The following is a 22,717-nucleotide window of genomic DNA, read 5'->3' as shown; positions in this document are numbered from 1 at the left end:
GGCCCCTTCTGCTCGGCTATGACGGTGCCAACCCCTCGCCCGAGCCGGTATTCCGCGTCCCAGTATCCGGACCCGTCCACAGCCACGCGATCTCCCGCTCACCACCGGCGGGGACGACGACGCGCCGGAAGCCCGCCAGGTCGTCGATCGCCGCGTGGAACCGGTCGGAGACGATGAGCAGCCGGTCGAGCTCCGGTGCCTCGGCCATCGCCGCCTTCAGCACCTCCGCCTCGCACAGCCAGACCGCCAGCGCGATCGCGGCGCCGCCGAAGTTCGGCGGCCGCAGCACGACGTCGCCGTGGTCGGCGGCCAGCCTCAGCCGAAGCCGGCCGAACTCGTTGAGGTGGCGGTTGCGGCGCCGCAACGCCCCGGCCACGTCGCCCGCGAACCCCGTCACGACCCACTCCCGCGGCACGGCCGGCGGGAGGACCAGCGTCGTGTTGTCCCCCTCCGCCCGGCGGTACCAGGTCGGCGTGCGGTACGGCACCGGGACGTGGTCGAACACCTCGTCCAGCACCCCGTCGAGGGTGGCGCCGAGGTGCACCGCGCGGGCGGTGCCGCCGCGGCTCGGGGCGACGATCCCGATCCGGACGACGGTCGCGGCCACCGGGACGGTCCGCATGGCTTCAGTCCTCCCGGGGATCGAAGGACCACTGCAGGCCGTAACTCAGCCCTTGGTGCAGGTCGTGGAACTCGAGCGCCACCTCGCCGACCCGGTTGACCGTCAGCGCGTCGCCCGAGTCGACGCCGTCGTCGACGACCCGGCCCGGCACGCCGTTGAGCCGCCACACGCGCGGCGGCGGCTCGGCGCGGTCGAACCGGACGCGCACCGAGAACTCTTCACAGCGACGCAAGGGCGTCATGACGTAGTACGGCCGCAGCGACGTCCGCCGCGGCGCGAAGCGGATCCCGTACTCGTGCCGCTGGCCGAGCCGCAACGGGCTGGGGAGCCGCATGACGAACTGCGCGTGGCTCGCCGAAACCTGGCGCGCTTCGACGATCTCGCCGCCGAACAGGACGTCGGCGGTGATGTCCGGCACCGGGTCGCTGCCCGGCTGGGCGGGGACGCTGAAGGAGAGCACCAGCTCGTCCAGCTCGTCGACCTCCGCGACGATCCGGCGCTCCTCCTGCAGATCGGGCGGGTCGTGGTCGAGCCGGAGCACGGCCTTGGTCGACTCGGCGTACCAGCCGGCCAGCGGGTGCCGGTCACGCCCCGGCGGGGGTGCGCCGAGCAGCTCGTCGAGCCGGCGGAACGCGAGGTCGATCCGGCGGCGCGCGGTGCGCGGATCGCGGTCCAGGACGCTGGCCAGCCACGAGATCCGCCGGTCGAGGAACTCCCCCGCGGCCTCTTCGTGCAGGCCGAACGCCGCGAGCGCGGCCAGCCGCAGGTCGGCCGGCAGCCGGCCGCACAGCTCGGTGAGCCGCAGGACGAGCTTCTCCCGGGCGGCGGACGGCTGGTCGGCGTCGGTGATATCGCACGCTTCGCGCAGGCAGGGACCGATCCGCTGGTGCAGGTCGGCCGCGTCGAGCCCGCGGCCGCGGCGCAGTTCGTTCAGCTCGCGCACGAACGGGAAGGAGTTCTCCGGCCGCATCCCACCCCCTCCCGGCGCCGCGGTGAAATGACAGACCACATTACCAAAGAATGTTCCGCGCCGAGGGTGACAGATCGCGGACACCCGCATTCACGGAAACACCCGGCCGGCCGGCCCCCCACGAGCCGGCCGGCCGGGCCGCCGCGGGTCAGTTCGCGCCGAAGATCAGCGCCCAGATCAAGTGGCTCTCCATCACACACACCTCCTCATCGCTGCACCCAGGCCGAGGCGGAGATCGGGGCGGAGCCGTGCAACGCCGGCGCGGCCGGCTCCGCCGCGTTTCCGGTGGCCGCGAGGAATCCCGCGACGGCCGCGGTCCACGAACGCGACGAAGACGGATTTCGCCAGGGTCAAGATCTTGCAGTAGACGTCCACGGCAAAGCACTCCCCGACCTCGCTTCGAAAATGGAATCCGGCCGGTCGGCATCCGATTTCTTTTCCGGCCGGAACCCAGGATCGCGCGGGGGCGGGGTCCGCTCAGAGGTCCGCTGTCACGGGCGTTGTGTGCCGTTTGGCTCAGAACGGGCGAAGGCGCGCAGGACGCGCGGTTCGCGGATGAGGATCCGGCGGCGGCCGGTCTCGACGATCCCCCGCTCGCGCAGAACGTGCAACGCCCGGGCGACGGTACGCCGCGCCGCGCCGATCTGCGCGGCGATGTCCTCCTGCGACATCGCGCCCTCGATGAGCACGCCTTCCGGGACGCGCCGGCCGTGTTCCTCAGCCAGCCGGACCAGGACCACCGCGACCCGGCGGCTGACGTCGAAGGCGGCGGAGTCGACGCGGGCCGACTCGGCGGCGCGGAGCCGGGCCGCGACGGTCTTGATCGTCGCGATGGCGATCTCGGGCCGGGTGTGCAGGACGTCGACGAACTCCGCGCCGGTCAGCTGGAAGACGGTGCACGGTTCGATCGCGCGCACCGACGCCGACCGCGGCCGCCCGGTCACGGCGGCGAGATCGCCGAGGACCTCACCGGGGCCACGCAGGCCGAAGAGCACTTCACGGCCGTCCTCGACGATCGTGGAGACGCGCACCCAGCCGGACACCAGCACGTGGACGTGGTCGGACGGATCGCCCTCCATGAGCACGACGTCGTTCGCCCGGAACCGGCGACGGGTGCCGCGGCCGAGCAGGTACTCGCGGTCGGCATCGGCGAGGTAGGCGAGGAGTGCGTCCTCGCCCGTGTCGTCGTGCCCGCCCATGGTTCCCCTCCGGAGGTTCACCGTAACCCGGCGTGGCGGGCCGGGGCGAGAGCCGGGACCGGTAGGGTCGCCGCGTGGACGTGGAGATCTACACCGACGGCGCGTGCAGCGGGAACCCCGGACCGGGCGGCTGGGGCGCGGTCCTCCGCTACGGACGGCACGAGCGCGAGCTCTACGGCGGCGAAGCCACCCCGACGACGAACAACCGGATGGAGCTGACGGCGCCGATCCGGGCGCTGGAAAGCCTGACCCGGCCGTCGCAGGTCCGCGTGTACACGGACAGCACTTACGTGCGCAACGGGATCATGCAGTGGCTCCCGCGGTGGAAGAAGAACGGCTGGCAGACGGCGGCGCGCGAGCCGGTGAAGAACGCGGACCTGTGGCAGCGCCTGGACGCGGCGGCGGGCGAGCACCAGGTCGAGTGGCTGTGGGTGAAGGGCCACGCGGGACACCCGGAGAACGAGCGCGCCGACCGGCTCGCGGTGCGCGGGGCCCAGGAAGCGCGGGAGACCGGGAAGCCGGTCAACGCGGAATAGTCCTCAGTAGACGGTCGCGGCCGCCGTGGGATGATTCCGGGATGACCTCGTGCCCGTGCGGCCTCGCCGAGTCCTACGCCGCCTGCTGCGGCCGGTTCCACGAAGGCGGCCTCGCCGCGCCGACCGCCGAACTGCTCATGCGTTCCCGGTTCAGCGCCTTCGCCGTCGGGGACACCGCGTACCTGCTGCGCACCTGGCACCCGGACACCCGCCCGCGCCGGCTGCAGCTGGACCCGGCGCAGGAGTGGACGCGGCTGGAGATCCTCGCCCGCACCGGCGGTGGCCTGCTGCACGCCGAAGGCACGGTCGAGTTCCGCGCGCACTACCGCCACCACGGCCGCGACGGCTTCCTCGAAGAGAACAGCCGCTTCCGCCGCGCGGACGGCCAGTGGGTCTACCTCGACGCCGAAGCCTGATGGGCACCGCGGTCGTCGGCGTGGCCGGCGCCCTCCTCGGCGTCCTCGCCGGCGGGTTCCTCCAGCACCTGCTCGCTGCGCGCACCCGCCGGTGGCAGCGGGAGGACGCGCTCGGCAAGCTGAAGCAGGCCGGGTACGCCGAGTACCTGCGCTCGATCAGCGCGAGCTACGGCCAGGCGCTGGCCGGCGAGCGGAGCCGCACCGAGGACGCCCGCCTGCACGCGGCCACGGCCGAGATCGAAGTCCTGGCCGGCGCAGAGGTGTCCGGACCGGCTCGGGAACTGGCGACCACGGTGATCGACGTGCACACGAAGATCGCCGGAGGCGACGGCGTCGAGGAAGCGGAGGTGGCCGCCGTCGACGCACGACGGCTCGAAGTGATCGCGCTGTTCAAGATCGACCTCGGGATCGAGCCGTAGCCGGAAAACCGCCCCACGCACCACCTTCACCGTGCTAAACACAGCGGCGATGGGAAAACTGACGCGTCGCGCCCGGGCCAGGGCCGACTACCTCGGCTTCATCGGTGCCCGGGAATGGCCGCTCGCCGCGTCCGGGCTGGGGGTCGTGCTCGGGGTCGTCACGATCCTGCCGAGCGCCGTCGGGGTCGTGCTCTCCGTGGTCGCCCTCGGGCTCGGCGTCGCCACCTTCACCCGGGATGTGCGGCTGCTGCGCCGCCGCTGGGCGGGGTTCGCCTTCACCACCATCGCCGCGCCCTTCCCGACCGCCGAGCTGCCGCCACCGTCGGCCTACCCGCCGTCGGACTACGTCGCCGTGCCCTCCCGAGGGACCGCGCTGGTCAGCGCCGCGATCGACCGGGACCTCTGGACGGAACGGCACACGATCACCGTCGCCGAGGAGCCGTACCGGCTGCCGCCCGCGCTCAAGGCGACCGCACCGCACGTGCTGCCGCTGCGGGCGCGCGGCCGGTTGCTGTTCAACGGCCCCATCGTCGGCATGCGCGGCGACCCGCTGCCCGCCGCCGGCGCGCGGCCCGCACCGATCCGGCTGCACCGCGCCCGGTTCTTCGACGCCGTCTGCTCGAACGAGCTCGGCACGCTCCGCATCGTTCGCGCCGACACCGGCGAGGAGTACGACCTCCGCAAGGCCGAGCTGACCGACACCGACGGCGCGCTCCGCGAGCTCGGCAGCAGCACGCTGGCCGACCTCGTCGGCGTCTCCACCGTCGCGTTCACCACCGACGGCAAGCTCGTCACCGTCCGCCAGTCTTCGCTCAACGCCGTGAGCGGGCTGCTGCTCGCGCCGTCGGGCAGCGGCTCGCTCGAACCCCGGGACCTGCGCACCCCCGACGGCGGCCCGCGCCGGTCCCTCCACACCGCGGTCCGCGCGGGGATGGAACGCGAACTGTGCGAGGAGAGCGGCCTGCGGCCCCAGGACGTCCGCGGGACGAAGCTGACCGGCTTCGCGCGCTGGATGGAACGCGGCGCCAAGCCGGAGTTCTTCGGCGTGACCGAGCTGGCGGTCGACAGCACCGAGGTCGCCGCGCGCCGCCCGGTCAGCGGCGAGCGCCTCTACAGCGCCGGGCTGACGCTCTTCGACGTCGACCTCCCGGCCATCGGGACCGCGCTGGACGGCGGTGTCCCGCTCAGCGAGGCACTTCCGCAGCGGATCTGGGAGGACGGTTCGCTGCCGCTCCTGCTGGCGCTGCGCGCCGCGGCGGCGTGGCAAGCGGCCCGCGTCTGACCGGAACGCCCCTGTTCTCCGGGTGACCGGACCGCTACGATCGTCCGCAATTGTTAGGAAAGTTCCCTAACGATGGTCCGCTGTCCCACGCCGCCACGGTGCCTAGGAGGCGCGCTAGTGAGCTATCGGCAGAAAAGAACCCGGACCCTCGTGGCGGCGGCGGTGCTCGCCGTCGCCGTGAGCGGGGCGACCGTCCCGGCGGCCACCGGCCAGGAACAGGCGAGAGCGACGGTCACGGCCGCGAGCCCGGCCACCGCCGTGCCCGGCTTCCTGATCCAGACGTCGGCGCAGGTCGGCGACGAATCGGCGGTCTCCAAGCCCGGCTACAACACCTCCGGCTGGTACCCGGTCGGCCCGCGCTCGACCGTCTACGCCGGCCTGCTGGCCAACGGCAAGTACGCCGACCCGTTCTACTCGACGAACATGAAGAACGTGCCCACCGCGGACTTCCAGGTCCCCTGGTGGTACCGCACCGACCTCACCGTCACCGACACCGCCCAGCGCACCTATCTGGACTTCAGCGGCGTGCTGTCCAAGGCCGACGTCTGGGTCAACGGGACCCGGATCGCGGACAAGACGCAGGTCACCGGCGCCTACACCCGCCACGACCTGGACATCACCTCGCTGGTGAAGGCCGGCACGAACAGCGTCGCGTTCAAGGTCTACCCCAACGACCCGAACAAGGACCTGTCGATGGGCTGGATCGACTGGGCGCAGACCCCGCCGGACCAGAACATGGGCATCGTGCGGGACGTCCTGGTCCGGCGCAGCGGCCCGGTGGCGCTGCGCGGCGGTCACGTCGTCACGAAGCTGACCGGGCTGAGCCACGCCGACCTCACGGTCAAGGCCGACGTCCGCAACGACTCGGCGAGCGCGGTGAGCACGACGGTCTCCGGCACGGTCGCCGGACGCGCGATCAGCCAGACGGTTTCGCTGGCGGCCAAGGAGAAGAAGACCGTCAGCTTCCCGGTGGTCGGGATCGACAACCCGCAGGTCTGGTGGCCGGCCGGGATGGGCGGGCAGCCGCTTTACGACCTCGACCTGACGGCGAGCGTCGGTGGCACGGCCTCGGACACCTCGCACTCCAGCTTCGGCGTCCGCCAGGTGACGGCGAACAAGAACTCGAGCGGCGGCCGCGCGTACACGATCAACGGGCGCCCGCTGCTGATCAAGGGCGGCGGCTACTCGCCGGACCTGTTCCTGCGCTGGAACGCCCAAGCCGCCGCGGACAAGCTGGCCTACGTCAAGGACCTCGGGCTCAACACCGTGCGCCTGGAAGGGCACATCGAGCCGGACGAGTTCTTCGACCTCGCCGACCGGATGGGCGTGCTCACGCTGCCCGGCTGGGAGTGCTGCGACAAGTGGGAAGGCCAGGTCAACGGCGACGAGAAGGGTGACCCCTGGACCGCCGCGGACTACCCCGTCGCCAAGGCGTCGATGACCGCGGAGGCCGAGCGCCTGCGCGACCACCCGAGCGTCATCTCGTTCCTGATCGGCAGCGACTTCGCGCCCGACGCGACGATCGAGAAGAACTACCTCGACGCACTGAGCGCCGCGGACTGGCCCACCCCGGTGGTCCCGGCCGCGTCGGCGAAGTCGTCGCCGCAGCTCGGGGCGTCCGGCATGAAGATGAACGGCCCGTACGACTACGTCCCGCCGAACTACTGGTACGACAAGGCACACAGCGATCTCGGCGGGGCGTGGAACTTCAACTCCGAGACCAGTGCCGGGCCGGACATCCCGACGATGGACACGCTGAAGCGGATGATGTCGCCGGGTGAGCTGGACACGATGTGGAAGAGCCCGTCGACCCCGCAGTACCACCGGTCGTCGTCCTCGACGTTCGCCAACCTGAAGCTCTTCGGTGACGCGCTGACCGGCCGCTACGGCAAGCCGGCGAGCCTGGACGACTTCGTCCGCAAGGCGCAGCTGGCGCAGTACGAGAACGTCCGCGCGGAGTTCGAGTCGCACTCGCGCAACTTCAGCGACAGCTCGAACCCGGCCACCGGGATCATCTACTGGATGCTCAACAGCGGCTGGACGTCGCTGCACTGGCAGCTGTTCGACGCCTACCTCGACCAGAACGGCTCGTACTTCGGGGCCAAGAAGGCGAACGAGCCACTGCACATCCAGTACTCGTACGACACCAAGTCCGTCGTGGTCGTCAACCACAACCACGACGCGGCGTCGAACCTGACCGCGTCCGTGAAGCTGTACAACCTGGACGGGACGGAGAAGTTCAACCAGTCGAAGACCGTGTCGGTGGGCGGTGACGGCGCGAAGACCACCGCGCTGACCATCGGTTCGGTGAGCGGCCTGTCGACGACATACCTGGCGAAGCTGGTCCTGACCGACCCGTCGGGCAAGGAGGTCAGCCGCAACGTCTACTGGCTGTCCACCAAGGCCGACACGCTCGACTGGGCCAACAGCGACTGGTACTACACGCCGACGACGTCGTACGCGGACTTGTCCGGGCTGAACGGCCTGGCCCAGGTCTCGCTGGGGTCGACCGCCACCTCGACGGCCAACGGCGACGGCACCACGACGACCAAGGTGACGCTGACGAACCCGGCGTCCGGCAAGGTGCCGGCGTTCTTCGTCGACGCGCACGTGGTCGGCGCGGCGGGCGCACCGGTGCTGCCGGTGCGGTGGACCGACAACCAGGTCAGCCTCTGGCCGGGCGAATCGACGACGCTGACCGCGACGTACCGGACCGCGGACCTCAAGGGCGCCAAGCCGTCCGTGCGGGTCGCGGGCTGGAACACCGGGACGAAGACGATCCCGGCGGACGGCACGGTGACCCCGGGCACCCCGGCCGACTACCAGGCCGAGAACGCCACGATCACCGGCGGCGTCGCGGAGTCGAACCACGCCGGCTTCACCGGCACCGGGTTCGTCAACTACGACAACGCGACCGGCAGCGCGGTGGAGTTCTCCGTCACCGCGGCCGCCGCGGGGTCCGCGAACGTCGTCCTGCGGTTCGCCAACGGCACCACGGTGAACCGGCCGATGGACGTCTCGGTGAACGGCACGACGGTGGCGTCCGCGGTGGCGTTCGGCGGCACGGGCAACTGGGACACCTGGCAGACGGTCACCATCCCCGTGACGCTGACCGCCGGTCCCAACAAGATCAAGGCGACCGCGACGACCGCCAACGGCGGCCCGAACGTCGACAAGATCACCGTCTAGCGCAAGTCCGTGAAGGACTCCTTACCGGCTTCTATGGCCGGTAAGGAGTCCTTCACGGCTTTCAGAGGGTGTCCCAGAGGAGACGCTGGTCGCGGTCCGGGTCGGAGACCGTCGTGGAGACGTCGTCGAAGAGGCGCGTGACGCGGTCGGCCGGGGTGTAGCGCGGCCAGCCCGAGTCACCGGTCGTGACGAACCGGACCCAGGCGTCGAACATCTCCGTCGCCATCGCCTGCATCCGCTCGGCCGGGAACGTCCGGCCGGCGAAGAGGAACCGCCAGTTCTTGTTGCGGATGTCGTCGAACACCAACGGCAGGTCGAGCCCGTGCGGCGCGCCGAGGCCGCGGCCGCGCGGGGCGATCCGCCAGTCGAGCCGGTACATCCAGGCGTCCGGCTGCTTCTCGGCGAAGCGGATCGCCGGGATCCACCAGTCCCCCGCGGTCAGCGCGCGGTTGCGGATCTGGTCCTCGGGCCAGTCGAGCAGCGCGGCATACGCCGCGACGGCCTTCTCGATCTCGGCGGGACCCAGCATCGTCGAACCGACGCCCAGGAGCTTCGCGCCGCCCGACTGCAGCCAGCTGAACAGGTCTTCCTCGTCGGCCGTCGTGCCGATGAGCAGCGGGACCTCGCGGACGCCGTCCAGCGGCCGTTCGGGCAGCAGCTCGTCGCCGACGACCACGCGGTAGGTCACCTTGGTCCCGGAGACGGCGGAAACCCGTTGCTGCGCCTCGAGAATCCGCCTCACGGGCAGCGTGGCGAGGTCGTCCGGTGGCGCGTCCAGTTCGGACAAGACCGCCGAAGCGACCGCCGCGCCTTCGGCCGGGGTGTGCACGACCGAGCCGACGCCGGTGCCGCTCTGCACGATCGCCTGCCGGACGAGCCCGCGCGTGGCGGGCACCGCGAGCAGCGTCCCGACCGTGCGCCCGCCGTTGGACTGCCCGGCGAGCGTCACGCGGTCCGGGTCACCGCCGAACGCGCCGACGTTGCCGCGCACCCACTCGAGCGCCGCGACCTGGTCGCGCAGGGACAGGTTGGAGTCGGCGACCCCGGGCAGGTGCAGCATGCCCAGCACGCCGAGCCGGTAGGCGACGGTCACCACGACGACGCCTCGCCGCGCGAACGCGGACCCGTCGAACTGGTGCGGCGCGCCCATCACGCCGCCGCCACCGTGGATCCACACCAGCACGGGGTACGAGCCGGGGGACGACGGGGCGTAGACGTTCAGGTAGAGGCAGTCCTCGTCACCGGTGAAGCCGCGCCCGGTCAGCTCCGGCTGCGGTGCCCGCGCGGCCCACTTCGTAGCGTCGCGCTCCCCGGACCACGGCCGCACCGGCCGGGGCGCGCGGAACCGCAGCTCCCCCACCGGCGGCTCGGCGTAGGGCACGCCGAGGAACGTCCTGACCCCGTCCTGTCCGGACCCGCGCAGCGCGCCGGCCGCGATTTCCACCGTCGTCACGCGCCCAGCCTAGGCGCGAGAGTTGCCCTGGAGTGCACTCCAGCGTGTTGACTGGCTCTCACACACTGGGAGGACGTTTTGACCGCAGCGGAGAACAAGCAGCTCCTGAGAACCGCCTTCGACGCGTGGGCGACCGGCGACATCCGGCCGCTGATCGCCGCCATGGCCGACGACGTCACGTGGACCGTCAGCGGGCACACCAGCTGGTCCGGCACCTTCACCGGCAAGGACTCGGTCCGCCGTGACCTGCTCGGCCCGCTCGGCGAGCAGTTCGCCGGCACCTACACCAGCACCGCGAGCCGGTTCGTCGCCGAGGACGACGTCGTCGTGGTCGAGACGCGGGGTCGCGTCGCCACGAAGGCCGGGCCGCGCTACGACAACGAGTACTGCTTCGTCTTCCGGCTCGAAGGCGGCCGGATCCGCGAGATCACCGAGTACCTGGACACGCAGCTGATCGCCGAGGTGCTCCCGGAGCTGGCCCGCTGACGTCCGCCGCGGCGGGCGGGTGATGATTAGCCGGTGCACATAGCGGCAGAGATAGTGGCGCTGGTCGTGACGGTCCTCGTCGTCAGCGCGGTGGCGCGGCGGCTGGACTGGTCCGCCCCGCTGTGCCTGATCGTCGTCGGCGTCGGCGCGTCGTACGTCCCCGGCGTGCCCGAGTACCACCTCGACCCCGAGGTCGTGCTGCTCGGCCTGCTCCCGCCGCTGCTGTACTCGGCGGCCATCCAGACGTCGCTGATCGACTTCCGGAAGAACCGCGGGGCGATCGGGCTGATGTCGGTCGGGCTGGTCGTGTTCACCGCGTTCGGCGTCGGGCTGGTCGCCTGGGCCGTGATCCCCGGCCTCCCGCTGGCCGGCGGGATCGCGCTCGGCGCGATCGTGGCCCCGCCGGACGCGGTCGCCGCCAGCGTCGTCGCCCGGCGCGTCGGCATGCCCCGGAAGCTGATCCGGCTGCTGGAGGGCGAAAGCCTGTTCAACGACGCGGCCGCGCTGGTCGCCCTGCGCACGGCCATCGCCGCGCTGGCCGGCTCGGTCAGCCTCTGGCAGGTCGGCGCCGACTTCTTCCGCGCGGCCATCGGCGGGATCGTGGTCGGGCTGGTCATCGGGTTCGTGACCGCGTTCATCCGCGCCCGGATGAACGAGCCGGTGCTCGACACCGCGCTGTCGTTCGCGGTGCCGTTCATCGCCTACATCCCGGCCGAGGCGATCCACGGGTCGGGCGTGCTCGCCGTGGTCGTCGCCGGCCTGATCCTGGGGCACAAGGCTCCGAAGATCCTCTCCGGCTCGGCGCGCCTGGCCAGCCGGCTCAACTGGCAGACCATCGCGTTCCTGCTGGAGAACATGGTCTTCCTGCTGATCGGCCTGCAGCTGCGGCGGATCCTGTCCGAAGTCAGCGAATCCGGGCTGTCGCTGGGGCTGCTCACCTGGATCTGCGTCGCGGTGCTCGCCGCGACGATCCTCACGCGCATGGTGTGGCTGGTCGGCATCGGCACGGTGAAGCGGCTGGAACGGCGGCTGCTGCCGACCAAGGCGCGGGCCAAGATCTGGCCGTGGCGCTACTCGGCGGTCATCTCCTGGGCGGGCATGCGCGGAGTGGTGACGCTCGCCGCGGCGTTCGTGCTGCCCGCGGACACCCCACAGCGGGCCGTGCTGGTGCTCGCGGCGTTCGTCGTCGTGGCCGGCACGCTGGCCCTGCAGGGCATGACGCTGCCGCCGCTGATCCGGCGGCTGCGGCTGCCCCGGCCGGATCCGGCGGAGGACGCCCTGCAGGAGGCGTCCGTGCTGCACGACATGACCACCGCGGCGCTGGCGAAGCTCGAGGAGATCCGGCAGCCCGACGACCCGCCGGAGATCATCCAGCGGCTCCAGGACCGGCTGCGGCACCGCGCCGACTCGGCGTGGGAACAGCTCGGCCGCCAAAGCGCGCTGGCCGAGACCCCCAGCGACGCCTACCGCCGCCTCCGCCTGGAGCTCCTCGACGTGGAGCGGGAGCAGTTCCTCAAGGCCCGCGACAGCGGCAGCGCCGACGACGACGTCCTGCGGAAGGTCCTGGAGCGGCTCGACATCGAGGAGTCGATGCTCGATCGGAAGGACGAAGAACCCGAGGTCGAAGGCCGGGAGCTGCGCACCCCGGCCGCGACGGCCGGCTCGTGCAAGCACCTGGCCCACGAGTGGGTGGACAAGGACCCCAGTTCCCAGGACAGCTGCGCGGCCTGCCTCGAGGAGGGCACGACCTGGGTGCACCTGCGGATGTGCCTCAAGTGCGGCAACGTCGCCTGCTGCGACTCCTCGCCGCGCCGGCACGCCACGCTGCACTTCCACGAATCCCGGCACCCGGTCATGCGCAGCTTCGAGCCGGGCGAGACGTGGCGATGGTGTTTCGTGGACAAGCAACTCGGTTAGGGTCGGGGCCATGAGCACGCCCGAGCAGGAGATCGAGTACCGCCAGCACCGCTTCAGCCCGCCCCCGGGCGCGACGGAAATCTTCCTCGTGCGGCACGGCGAGTCGGCTCCCGCACGTGGCGAAAACCCCTTCACCCTGGTCGAGGGCCAGGCCGACCCGGAACTCGCGCCCGACGGCCGCGACCACGCCCGGCGCGTCGGTGACCGGCTGGCCGGCGAGCGGATCGACGCGATCTACGTGACGACGCTGCGCCGCACCGCGGAGACCGCCGCGCCACTGGCGGAGAAGCTCGGGCTGACCCCCGTCGTGGAGCCGGACCTGCGCGAGATCCACCTCGGCGACTGGGAGAACGGCCTCTTCCGGAAGTACACGGCCGAAGGCCACCCGATCGTCGAGCGGCTGTGGGCCGAGCAGCGGTGGGACGTCATCCCGGGCGCGGAGTCCGACGAGCGGTTCGGTGCCCGGCTGCGCGGCGCGCTGACCCGGATCGCCGCCGCGCACCCCGATCAGCGCGTCGCCGTGTTCACCCACGGCGGCGTGATCGGCGAGGTGTTCGCGCAGGCCAGCCGCTCGGTCGAGCGGTTCGCGTTCCTCGGGGCGGACAACGGGTCGATCTCGCACCTGGTGCTGCACGGCGACCGCTGGATCATCCGGCGCTTCAACGACACCGGCCACCTGGCTACTCCGCTCGGCTGAGCTTCCCGGCCGCGACGCACTGCACGGTCACCAGGATCGAGACGGCTTCCGCGGCGAGCAGCCCGATCAGGACCAGCACCTGCGTCAGGCCCGCCTGGATCGGGCCGGCGCCGCCCAGCAGCACGCCGACGTAGGCGCCCGGCAGCGTCACCAGGCCGACCGTGCGGGTCTGGTCCAGCACCGGGATCAACGCGTGCCCGGCGCTCGGACGGCAGATCTCGAGCGCGGCCGGACGCGGCAGGAATCCCAGGGCGAGCGCGGCTTCGTACTCGCCGTGGCGGGCTTTCAGCTCGTCGAGGGACCGGCGCGCGGCCTGCGACGTCGCCGTCATCGCGCCGCCGATGACGATGCCGGCGATGGGCACGACCGCGATCGGCTCGAGCGGGACCACCCCGGCGCCCAGGACCAAGGCCAGCACGGGGGCGGCGCCGGCCGCGATCGCCAGTGCCGTCCACGGGAGGTTGGCCCAGGTGCCGGCGCGGCGCGCCGACGTCACCGCGGCGATGCCGAACATCAGCAGCACGAACAGACCGGTCAGCGGGCCCGACCGCAGGACGGCGGTGATCACCAGCGACACGAGGGCCAGCTGCACCACCGCCCGGACGGCGGCGATCAGCACGTCGCGTCCGCGGCCGAGCCCGCCGGCCCGGACGACCGCGGTGCCGGCGACGGCGAGCAGGACCAGCACCGCCACGAGGGCGGGCCCGAAGGTGATCGCGGCGTCGTTCACGCCGCCCATGGTGGGCGTCAGACGGCGCAGCTGAACTGGCGGCCCGGCTCGGCGACGGTCTTCTCGGCGACGACGACCCCGTCGACGACGATCCGGCAGCGCAGCTCACCGGGCCCGGGGTTGCGGGCGGCGACGCTGTAGAACTCGGTGCGGCCGGCCGGGCCGACGCGGGTGAACTCGGCCGACCACGGCGTCGTCACCTCGGCGTGCTGGGTCAACGCCGAGCCCTCGCCGGCGTACGTGACGTCTTGCGCGCCGTGCGCGCCGAGCAGCTCGTAGACGACGGAGTGGCGCACCGTGGCGACCGCGGCCGCGACGACCGGCGCGGCCACCGGCGCCGCCTGGGCCGGTCCGCGCGCGGACCGGGGCACGACGAACGCGGTCACGGCGACGGCCGCGGCCAGGACGCCCAGCACGACCACGACGCTGCCGGCCGACCGGGCGCGGCGCGGGCAGTCGTGGCGGGACGGGATCGCGGTGGGAACACCCATGAAGAGGTCTTCTCTCGTCGCGCGCACTTCCGTCGAGTGCGTCGACCTCTATCTCGCCGTGACCTCACTGCGCGTTAGCACCGAATCGCGAGAAGTCCAACTTTCACCCAATCGGGTGCTCGGGCGGTGGTGCGGTTTTTGTCGGACCCCGGGTGCATGATCGGGGTGTGTACGAAGAGGCGGCTCCACCCGCGCGGCTGGCGGGCGTGGCGCGTTGCGTGTGGCGGTCGGCTTCGGCGGGACCGAAGTGGATCGTCCCCGACGGCTGCCTGGACCTCGTCGTCGGCGACGGCGAGGTGTTCATCGCGGGCCCGGACACGGCGGCGTGGTCATCGGTGACCCAGCCGGGCGCGGAGCTGCGAGGGGTGCGGTTCACACCGGGTCGCGCACCGGCGGTGCTCGGGGTGGCGGCGGACGAGCTGCGCGACAGGCGGGTGCCGCTGGGTGAGCTGTGGGGGCGTGCCGGGGAGGTGCTGGCGGAGAGGTTGCTGTCGGGCGAGCTGACCCCGGCGCAAGCGGTTGCGTCCCGGTTGCCGGAGGTGGCCCCGGCTGATCAGGCGGTGGCGGCGCTGATCGCGAGGCTGGACGCTGGGGCGGCGCGGGTCGCGGAGGCGGCGGCGATGGTGACGGGTGCTGCCGAGGGGCATGCGCCGGGAGGTACGAGTCCTGGACAAGCTGGCGGTGCGGCCGTTCGTGGTGGCGCGGAGCCGGCGCGTGTCGCGGCCGCACTCGCCCGGCCAGGCGCCGGCCCGGCCGAGGCAGCCGCACTGCTCGGCCGGCCAGGCGCTAGCCCTGCCGAGATCGCCGCAATGCTCGCTCGGGGAGGCTCGAGCCCGGCGCAAGCCGCCGCACTCCTTGGGCCAGGCGCTCCCCGCGGCGCGCCGGAGGTCGCGGCCGCCCGGCTCGAAGATCCCGGGCCCTTCGCCGTGAGCGAGCGGCGGCTGCGGCGGCGGTTCGTCCAGGCCGTCGGGTACGGGCCGGCCACCTATCTCCGCGTCGCCCGGTTCCAGCGGGCCGTCGCGCTGGCTTCGCGGGTTCCCGGGCTGGCCGCGCTGGCCGCCGCCGCGGGGTACTCCGACCAGGCGCACCTCAGCCGGGACTGCCGGGCCCTCACCGGCCTGACCCCACGCGCCTACTTCCGGGCACCCTCCACTGTGGACGAGCCGGTGCGTGATCGGCTCCGTTCGGCGTAACCCGTGCGGGCAACCGGAAGTGAACCTCGGCCGGGAAGGTAAGCGGACGGTAAACGACCACCAAGAGCGCTATCCTCCGTTCGACCGGCGATCAGGGAGGGCGTGTGGCCACCATCAGCGACGTCGCGGCGAGGGCCGGCGTCTCCACGGCGACCGTGTCGCGCGCGCTCAACGGCAAGTCCACTGTGGACCCGATGCTCGCCGCGCGCGTCCAGGAAGCCGCCACCGAGCTCGGCTATCACCCGAACGGGCTGGCGCGGAACCTCCGCCGCCAGGAGACCGCCGTTCTCGCGCTGATCATCTCCGACGTCGAAAACCCGTTCTTCACGGCCATCGCGCGCGGCGTCGAGGACCTCGCGCAGCGGTCCGGCTACTCGGTCGTGCTCTGCAACTCCGACGAAAACGAGGACAAAGAGCGCCGCTACATCGAGGTCGCGCTGCAGGAGCGGGTCGCCGGGGTGGTGCTGTCGCCCACCGGGCGGTCGACGAACGTCGAGGGCCTGCGCCGCCAGGGCACTCCGCTGGTGGCGGTGGACCGGCCGCTGCCGGCCGACGCGGGCGACCAGGTCCTGGTCGACACGCGTCACGCGGCCGCCGACGCCACGCGGCACCTGCTGACGGGCGGCTACCGCCGCGTCGCCTGCCTGACCGGGCCCGCCGGCGTCCGCACGGCCGACGATCGCCTGGCCGGGTACGCCGACGTCGTCGGCGAAGCGAACGTCGTGTCCCGGCGGGCGGAGTACCGCGCCGAGGGCGCCCGCCTGGCGGCGTTGGAGCTGCTCGACGAGCCGTCCCCGCCGGACGCGCTCCTGGTCGCGAACAGCACGATGGCGATCGGCGTCCTCGAGGCCCTGTCGTCGCGCGGCCTGCGTCCGGGCCGCGACGTCGGCATCGTTTCGTTCGACGACGCCCCGTGGACGACGCTCATCGACCCGCCGCTGACGGTGGTCGCCCAGCCGGCGTACGAGGTCGGCCGGGTGGCAGCGCAGCTCCTGCTGGCCCGGATCACCGACAGCGGCCGCGAAGCGACGACCACGACGCTCGAGGCACGGCTGATCGAGCGCAAGAGCTCCCGCCGCTGACGCTGGGCGAAACCGGTTCGCACACCACGAGAACCAGTTCCTACGCAAGGAAACCGCGAAGGTCGACCCGCGTGACTGGAGAGTCGACTCGCGTGATTGGAAGGTCAACTCGCGTGTTTGAAGGGTCGACTCGGGTACCGGGAAGGTCGGCTCGCGTACCCAGAGGGTCGGTTCGCGTACCCAGAGGGTCGGGTTGCGTGCCTGGAGGGTCGGCTCGCGTGATCGAGGGGTCGACTCGCGTGATTGGAGAGTCAACTCGCGTACCCAGAGGGTCGGTGCACGTACCTGGAGGGTCGGCTCGCGTACCCAGAAGGTCGGCTCGCGTGCCTGGAGGGTCGGCTCGTGCGCATTTGGGGGTGTGTGGAGCGACGTGCCCGGGGGGCCGGCTCGTGCCGGGCCCCCCAGGCACGCCCCACCCCCTGTGTCCCCCATGGCCGGCGCCAACCTCGCCGGATCCTGTGAGCACGGAGCGGAAATCGTTTACTCACCTCGGAACGTAAGTCCGGACCCCGCGCACTGTCAAGCCTGGACAACGTCCTCCGTTCCGGGCAGACTGACCGGAAGTTGCTTACTCAACGTGTTGAGTGATGTGCGTTAAGTGTCGATCCTGGTGAATTCACCCACAGTCCGGGCAAGAAACCGCACGAACCCGCACACGCGCGCTGTTTCAGGTTAACCTGAGCCACATGTCTGTAGCGCTGGAGAACATCCTCGCCAAGGCGGGCCTGAAGGTCGACGCGAACGAGTTCCTCACGCTCGTCGAAGACGCGGCGCGCAGACTGTCCCCACCGAATCCGGATCCCTCGCACTACTTCTCCGCCGATCAGCGCGCCGCGCTCACCGACGTCGGCCTCGATCTGTCGCCCCGCAAAGAGGGCGAGCCGGACTTCCGGGCCCGCACCGTCGCCGCCCACGCCGTCCTCGCCGAGGGCGCGCTCAGCGTCAACGAGGCGGCGAGGACCCTCGGGGTCGACGACAGCCGGATCCGCCACCGCCTCAAGGAAGGCAGGCTGACCGGCTGGAAGGACGGCGGCTGGCGCCTGCCGGCGTGGCAGTTCGCCGGCTCGGGCGTGCTGCCCGGCCTCGAGGTCGTGCTCAAAGCCCTCCCCGGCGACCAGCCCGCGCTCGTCGTCGCCGCGTTCATGAGCACCCCGCAGGCCGACCTGGTCATCAACGAGCATCCGGCGACCCCGCGCCAATGGCTCCTATCCGGGGGTGACCCGGACCACGTCGCCCGCCTCATCGCCACGCTCGGCTCGCCGTTCTAGGCTGGGCCTCTCCGAGCAAGATCACCGACAAGGACGGACCACCCCCGACCCATGGCCCGGCTCCCGCTGCCGCCCGCCCGATCCGTCCTGGTCCGGCAGCTGAACCGCGCCGATGACGTGGTGACGGTCCAGCCCGCGACCAGGCTCGTCCGGATCTTCACCGCGCACGGCAACCACCCCCAGCAGTGGAACTCGTTCCGCTACACCGGCCCGCTCCCGCACGGCCGGTTCGACCAGCAGTCGCCCGGCCGCGGCGGCGCGCCGGTCACCGACCCCGCGAACGGGGTCCTGTACTTCGGCCTCACGGTGCGCACCTCGGTCGCCGAGGTCTTCCAGACGAGTTCGGCGGTCGACCGCCGCACGCGCGGCCCCCGGCTGGTCGTCGTCCGCCCGACGCGCACGCTGCGCCTGCTCGACCTGACCGGCCTGTGGCCGACGCGGGTGGGTGCTTCGCAGGAAATCTCGAGCGGGCCGAAGAAACTTACACAGGCGTGGGCCCGCGCGATCCGCGGCGCGTTCAGCGACCTCGACGGCCTCTGGTACCGCTCCTCGATGGATTCCGGCGACCCGGCGATCTGCCTGTGGGACCCGCCGGCGGGCGCAGCCCTGCCGATCGCGCCGGACGTGCTGCTGCCGCTGGACCACCCGGGCCTGGACGTCCCGCTGGGCCGGGTCTGCGAAGAGCTGAACTACACGCTGCTGAACTGAGCTTCGAGCAGCGGGAGGATCGCGGTCAGGTCGCCGGAGTCGACGACGTGGGTGGCGACGGCGCGGGCCGCCGGCGCGGCGTTGAAGCCGATGCTCATCCCGACGGCGGCGAAGAGCGGCAGGTCCGACCGGCTGTCCCCGACCGCGACGCACCGCTCCGGCGCGATGCCCTGGGAGAGGGCGAAGTCCCGCTTGCCGTACTCGTCCAGGTGCTCGGCGACCCGGCCGGTGTAGCGCCCGTCCACAGCTTCGGGCACCGGCCCGCAGTAGGCGGCGAAGCCGAACCGCCCGGCGAGCAGCCGGCCCACCGGGGTCCACGCGAGCGTCGTCAGGATCGGGCGCAGGCCGTGCTCGCGGCACCAAGCCACCGTCTCGGCGATCCCGTCGACCAGCGGCAGGGACTCCAGCCGGGCCCCGATCTCGGCCTCGGTGTGCCCGGCCCAGCCGCGGGCGTCGATCACCGACGCCTCCTGGTTCGTCATCCGGCCCGCGACGTAGGCGGCTTCGGCCGCGACGAGCTCGGCCTCGTGCCCCAGCACCGCGGCCACCCAGGCGCAGGAGCTCGTGCCGGGGACCAGCGTGCCGTCGACGTCGAAGCAGACCAGCCCGTCAGCCAAGGGTGCCTCGCGGGCAGACGAACCCCACGATCTCCGACGCGATCAACCCCGCCTGCTCCGCCGGATCGGCGTCCAGGATCGCCCGGGTCTCCGCTTCCGAGGTCCGGAAGAACGCCACGCCCGTCACCGGCAGCGAAGACGACGGCTCCGGCACCGCGCCCGCGAACAGCAGCGTCCCCGCCGCCTGTTGCCGGCGAGCCGACGAAAGGTGCCGGGCCCGCAGCTCGCGCGCCATCTCCTCGGAGATCTCACCGGCGCGCGGGCCCGCCCGGAACAGCACCATCCGCCAGGTCTCGAGCTCGAAGTCCACCTCGGGCACCGTCATGACCACGGACGTTCGCAGGCGGCGGCCCCCGGCGCAAGTGGCCTACAGGTGCCGCCCCCACCACTCGAGGATCGCTTCGAAGCGCTGCACCCGGTGGCGCGGCCGCCCGGACCGGGACAGCTCGTGCCCCTCACCCGGGAACAGCAGGAACTCCGCCGGCGCGCCCGCCCGCCGCAGGGCGACGAACATCCGCTGCGCCTGCTCCAGCGGGCACCGCCAGTCCTGCTCCGAATGGACCACCGCGAACGGGATCTTGATCTGCGCCGCGTAGGAAAGCGGCGAGCGCTCGCGCTGCACTTCCGGCGAAGCGCCGATGTACGCGTCGACGAACGTGTAGCCGATGTCGGAGCTGCCGACCATCGAGTCCCACGCGTTGACCGCGCGCTCGCTCCACGCCGCCTTGAACCGCTCGCCGTGGTGGGCCGCCAGCCAGCTCGTCATGAACCCGCCGTAGGAACCGCCCATGATGCCGACGCGGGAGGCGTCCAGGTCCGGCCGTTCCAGGGCCTTGTCCAGCAGCGCCAGGACGTCGTCGACGTCGACCGTGCCGAAGCCGTGCGTGATCGCGTGGCCGTGGGTCTGCCCGTAGCCCGCCGACCCGCGCGGGTTGCCGAGCACCACCGCGTACCCCGCGGCCGCGTACACCTGCGCCTCGTCGAACACCGCCCAGTCCTGCTGGGTGAACGGGCCGCCGTGCACCACGCGCAGCACCGGGTGCGGGCCGTCGCCCTCGGGCACCACCAGCCAGCCGTGCACCGGGTAGCCGTCCGGGGCCGTCGTCTCCAGCTCGATCATCGGCCGGATGCCCTTGTCGCGCAACGGCTTCGAGTAGTCCGTCAGCACCTGCGGGGTGCCGTCGCGGAGCAGCACGACCTCGCCCGAGGTGTCCGGCGTGGCGATCACCGCCGCCAGCGTCGTGCCGTCCAGCGTGAACGACCGCAGCGCGGTCCGGTCCGCGTAGACCACCGGCAGGTCGGCCAGCGGGGCGTCCGCGGCGTCGACGGCGACCGCGCGCAGCTCCACCGCGCCGCGGTTGCGGACGGCCACGAGCACGTCGCCTTCGCGCGGCGCCGGCGGGCCCGCCGAGGTTTCGCAGTCCACGGTTTCGATGTCGGTGAGCCGGCGCGCCTTCGCGGGGCCGGCCCCGAACTCCGGCGTCGCCGTGTAGAGACCCGTCATCGCGGCTTCGTGGTGTTCCGCGAAGGACTGTCCGAAGTAGAACAACGTGCCGTCGGCGGCGAACACCGGACGCTCCGAGTACCCCTCGCCCCGCACGACGACCTCGGGCTCCCCGCCCTCGGCGGAGATCGCGCAGACGTCGCGGTAGTCGCTCTCGGCCGCGCCCCAGTCGGGCGGCGCCGTGAAGACGACGCGGGTGCCGTCCGGCGTCCACACCGGGCCGGTGACGTCGTACCCGTCGCCGGTCAGCGGTTCGGGGTCCGGCAGTTCCTCCTCCAGGGCGTCGACGACGAACAGCCGCTGCGTGCGGTCGCGCAGGAAGCCGACGTCGTCGATCCGGTAGTCCATGCGCGTGATCCGGCGCGGGGCCTCGGCGGCCGGTTCCGGCGTCTCGCCGTCGGCGTCCGCCGTCCCGTACCGGCCGGCTTCGGGCACGCGCGCGGTGAAGGCGATCCGCCGCGAGTCCGGCGCCCACACCGGCTCGCCGGCCCCGAGGTGCAGCGACGTCAGCCGGCGCGCGTCACCGCCGTCGGCCGGCATGACGTGCAGCTGCGGGCTGCCCTCGGCGCCTTGGCCCTCCCCCGCGCGGAGGAACGCCACCCAGCGCCCGTCCGGGGAGATCGCGGGCGCCGAGTCGCGCGGACCGTGGGTCCACGCGGACTCGCCGCCGTCGAGCGACACGCGCCGCAGCGAGCTGTGCGCGGCGTTCGTCTTCAGGTCGGGCTTCTTCAGCGCCGTGAGCAGCAGGTTCCCGCGCAGCGCGGGACGGCCGGGAACGACGAGGGCTTCGATGTCGGCAGGACGCACGCCCTCGACGGTACCCGAAATCCTTAGCGCTGCGAACGACCTTCGTCGGGACTTACGCGGCGACCTGCTTGCGCTCGTCGCGGCGGGCCTTGGCCAGGCTCGCCACCGTGGTCACGGTGAGCACGACGATGATGACGCCGAGGGAGACCCAGTTGTTGATGTCCAGCCAGTCCGGCACGACGTGGTACTCGTGCAGGGCGTGCAGGAACAGCTTCGCGCCGATGAACGCGAGGATCACCGCGAGGCCGTAGGTCAGGTAGACCAGCTTCGTCACCAGCCCGCCGAGCAGGAAGTACAGCTGCCGCAGGCCCATCAGCGCGAACGCGTTGGCGGTGAAGACGAGGAACGCCTCCTGCGTGATGCCGAAGATCGCCGGGATCGAGTCGACCGCGAAGAGCAGGTCCGCCGAGCCGATGGCCACGATCACCAGCAGCATCGGCGTGATCATCCGCTTGCCGTCGATCTTCACCGTGTAGTGGTGGCCGTGGTAGTCGTCGGTCACCGGGGCGAACTTGCGCACCTGCCGGGTGACGGCGTTCTCGTGGTACTCCTCGTCCTCGCCCTTGCCGCGCAGCATGCTGACCGCGGTCCAGACGAGGATCGCGCCGAAGAGGAAGAACACCCAGACGAACTGCGCGATCAGCGCGGCCCCGATGGCGATGAAGACGCTGCGGAAGGCCAGCGCGAGCAGGATGCCGACCAGCAGCACCCGGTGCTGGTGGATGGCGGGCACCTTGAACGACGCCATGATGATCATGAAGATGAACAGGTTGTCGACGCTCAGCGAGTACTCCGTGATGTACCCGGTGAAGAACTCGACGCCCGGGTCGTGCCCGGCGAAGATCCACACGCCCGCACCGAAGAGGACCGCGCAGGAGACGTAGAAGATCACCCAGCGAGCGGCTTCCCCCGTGGTCACTTCGTGCGGCTTGCGATCGACGATGACCAGGTCCAGCGCGATGAGCGCGAGCAGGCCACCGATCGTGGCGATCCACAGCCACAGGGGGACAGTCATGAAACCCAAACCTCCGGATAGTGCGCATGAGCAACTAACCGGAGGTCTCTTCCGCCGGTGGAACACCGGCCGACGGTGCCGGGGGACGCTAGGCCACCGTGCTGACGACACCGCCG

The 22,717-nt window shown here is 72.0% G+C and carries 22 protein-coding genes; 12 read left to right on the top strand and 10 right to left on the bottom strand.

Features of this window, described 5'->3' with window-relative positions; genetic code table 11:
* Positions 1-16 precede the first annotated feature (16 nt).
* From AB0M83_RS02985 to AB0M83_RS02975, 3 genes are all read right to left on the bottom strand, one after another.
* On the bottom strand, positions 17-622 hold the full coding sequence (locus AB0M83_RS02985) for a hypothetical protein (protein ID WP_364511554.1): 606 nt from the start codon (positions 620-622) through the stop codon (positions 17-19).
* Between the two features lie 4 nt (positions 623-626).
* On the bottom strand, positions 627-1,592 hold the full coding sequence (locus AB0M83_RS02980; RefSeq protein WP_364511551.1) for a hypothetical protein: 966 nt from the start codon (positions 1,590-1,592) through the stop codon (positions 627-629).
* A 491-nt stretch (positions 1,593-2,083) separates the two neighbouring features.
* On the bottom strand, positions 2,084-2,791 hold the full coding sequence (locus AB0M83_RS02975) for a Crp/Fnr family transcriptional regulator (protein WP_364511548.1): 708 nt from the start codon (positions 2,789-2,791) through the stop codon (positions 2,084-2,086).
* Positions 2,792-2,865: 74 nt separating this feature from the next.
* Here AB0M83_RS02975 and rnhA point away from each other — a divergent pair, with 74 nt between their 5' ends.
* From rnhA to AB0M83_RS02950, 5 genes are all read left to right on the top strand, one after another.
* Entirely contained in the window at positions 2,866-3,327 is a 462-nt protein-coding gene (rnhA, locus tag AB0M83_RS02970; RefSeq protein WP_364511546.1) for a ribonuclease HI, read from the top strand.
* A gap of 41 nt (positions 3,328-3,368) precedes the next feature.
* Complete coding sequence (locus AB0M83_RS02965; protein ID WP_364511543.1) at positions 3,369-3,743, top strand: YchJ family metal-binding protein; 375 nt, start codon at positions 3,369-3,371, stop codon at positions 3,741-3,743.
* A complete protein-coding gene (locus AB0M83_RS02960; RefSeq protein ID WP_364511540.1) occupies positions 3,743-4,162 on the top strand; it encodes a hypothetical protein in 420 nt (139 codons plus the stop codon). Before AB0M83_RS02965 ends, AB0M83_RS02960 begins: the two co-directional genes overlap by 1 nt.
* Positions 4,163-4,211: 49 nt before the next feature.
* Positions 4,212-5,444, top strand: coding sequence for a hypothetical protein (locus AB0M83_RS02955; RefSeq protein ID WP_364511537.1), 1,233 nt, complete (start codon positions 4,212-4,214; stop codon positions 5,442-5,444).
* 117 nt (positions 5,445-5,561) lie between these two features.
* The gene (locus tag AB0M83_RS02950) at positions 5,562-8,633 is read left to right on the top strand and encodes a CBM35 domain-containing protein (protein WP_364511534.1); all 3,072 of its coding nucleotides are present in this window, start codon (positions 5,562-5,564) and stop codon (positions 8,631-8,633) included.
* Positions 8,634-8,694: 61 nt separating this feature from the next.
* Here AB0M83_RS02950 and AB0M83_RS02945 read toward each other — a convergent pair whose 3' ends face one another.
* Positions 8,695-10,086, bottom strand: coding sequence for a carboxylesterase family protein (locus tag AB0M83_RS02945; protein ID WP_364511531.1), 1,392 nt, complete (start codon positions 10,084-10,086; stop codon positions 8,695-8,697).
* A gap of 78 nt (positions 10,087-10,164) precedes the next feature.
* Here AB0M83_RS02945 and AB0M83_RS02940 point away from each other — a divergent pair, with 78 nt between their 5' ends.
* Genes AB0M83_RS02940 through AB0M83_RS02930 form a run of 3 tightly spaced genes read left to right on the top strand, consistent with a single transcriptional unit; the run spans position 10,165 to position 13,186 of the window.
* The gene (locus AB0M83_RS02940; protein WP_364511528.1) at positions 10,165-10,572 is read left to right on the top strand and encodes a nuclear transport factor 2 family protein; all 408 of its coding nucleotides are present in this window, start codon (positions 10,165-10,167) and stop codon (positions 10,570-10,572) included.
* A 33-nt stretch (positions 10,573-10,605) separates the two neighbouring features.
* Positions 10,606-12,489: a Na+/H+ antiporter gene (locus tag AB0M83_RS02935; RefSeq protein ID WP_364511525.1), complete on the top strand. Its 1,884-nt coding sequence runs from the start codon at positions 10,606-10,608 to the stop codon at positions 12,487-12,489.
* Between the two features lie 10 nt (positions 12,490-12,499).
* Positions 12,500-13,186 carry a histidine phosphatase family protein gene (locus AB0M83_RS02930; RefSeq protein ID WP_364511522.1) on the top strand — a complete coding sequence of 229 codons (687 nt, stop codon included), beginning with the start codon at positions 12,500-12,502 and terminating at the stop codon, positions 13,184-13,186.
* On the opposite strand, the gene AB0M83_RS02925 is transcribed toward AB0M83_RS02930, so the two are convergent.
* Positions 13,170-13,916, bottom strand: a complete 747-nt coding sequence (locus AB0M83_RS02925) for an ABC transporter permease (protein WP_364511519.1) — start codon at positions 13,914-13,916, stop codon at positions 13,170-13,172. The genes AB0M83_RS02930 and AB0M83_RS02925 overlap by 17 nt on opposite strands.
* A 17-nt stretch (positions 13,917-13,933) precedes the next feature.
* Positions 13,934-14,407, bottom strand: coding sequence for an MmpS family transport accessory protein (locus AB0M83_RS02920; protein ID WP_364511516.1), 474 nt, complete (start codon positions 14,405-14,407; stop codon positions 13,934-13,936).
* Positions 14,408-14,574: 167 nt separating this feature from the next.
* Here AB0M83_RS02920 and AB0M83_RS02915 point away from each other — a divergent pair, with 167 nt between their 5' ends.
* The 4 genes from AB0M83_RS02915 to AB0M83_RS02900 all read left to right on the top strand — a co-directional run bounded on the left by AB0M83_RS02915 (position 14,575) and on the right by AB0M83_RS02900 (position 18,658).
* Positions 14,575-15,600, top strand: coding sequence for a helix-turn-helix domain-containing protein (locus AB0M83_RS02915; protein ID WP_364511513.1), 1,026 nt, complete (start codon positions 14,575-14,577; stop codon positions 15,598-15,600).
* Between the two features lie 104 nt (positions 15,601-15,704).
* Entirely contained in the window at positions 15,705-16,682 is a 978-nt protein-coding gene (locus AB0M83_RS02910) for a LacI family DNA-binding transcriptional regulator (RefSeq protein WP_364511510.1), read from the top strand.
* A 686-nt stretch (positions 16,683-17,368) separates the two neighbouring features.
* On the top strand, positions 17,369-17,950 hold the full coding sequence (locus AB0M83_RS02905) for a DNA-binding protein (RefSeq protein ID WP_364511507.1): 582 nt from the start codon (positions 17,369-17,371) through the stop codon (positions 17,948-17,950).
* 51 nt (positions 17,951-18,001) lie between these two features.
* Positions 18,002-18,658, top strand: coding sequence for an RES family NAD+ phosphorylase (locus tag AB0M83_RS02900; protein WP_364511504.1), 657 nt, complete (start codon positions 18,002-18,004; stop codon positions 18,656-18,658).
* Here AB0M83_RS02900 and AB0M83_RS02895 read toward each other — a convergent pair.
* The 4 genes from AB0M83_RS02895 to AB0M83_RS02880 are packed head-to-tail and all read right to left on the bottom strand — an operon-like array spanning position 18,640 to position 22,601.
* Positions 18,640-19,275, bottom strand: a complete 636-nt coding sequence (locus AB0M83_RS02895; protein ID WP_364511501.1) for an HAD-IB family phosphatase — start codon at positions 19,273-19,275, stop codon at positions 18,640-18,642. The genes AB0M83_RS02900 and AB0M83_RS02895 overlap by 19 nt on opposite strands.
* Complete coding sequence (locus AB0M83_RS02890) at positions 19,268-19,600, bottom strand: hypothetical protein (RefSeq protein WP_364511498.1); 333 nt, start codon at positions 19,598-19,600, stop codon at positions 19,268-19,270. Before AB0M83_RS02890 ends, AB0M83_RS02895 begins: the two co-directional genes overlap by 8 nt.
* Positions 19,601-19,642: 42 nt before the next feature.
* A complete protein-coding gene (locus AB0M83_RS02885; protein WP_364511496.1) occupies positions 19,643-21,586 on the bottom strand; it encodes a S9 family peptidase in 1,944 nt (647 codons plus the stop codon).
* 52 nt (positions 21,587-21,638) lie between these two features.
* The gene (locus AB0M83_RS02880; protein ID WP_364511494.1) at positions 21,639-22,601 is read right to left on the bottom strand and encodes a TerC family protein; all 963 of its coding nucleotides are present in this window, start codon (positions 22,599-22,601) and stop codon (positions 21,639-21,641) included.
* Positions 22,602-22,717: the final 116 nt, after the last annotated feature.

Source organism: Amycolatopsis sp. NPDC051106, from assembly GCF_040682775.1.
Lineage (GTDB): Bacteria > Actinomycetota > Actinomycetes > Mycobacteriales > Pseudonocardiaceae > Amycolatopsis.
Note: the sequence above shows the minus strand (reverse complement) of the source record. Positions and strands in the feature narration are given on the sequence as shown.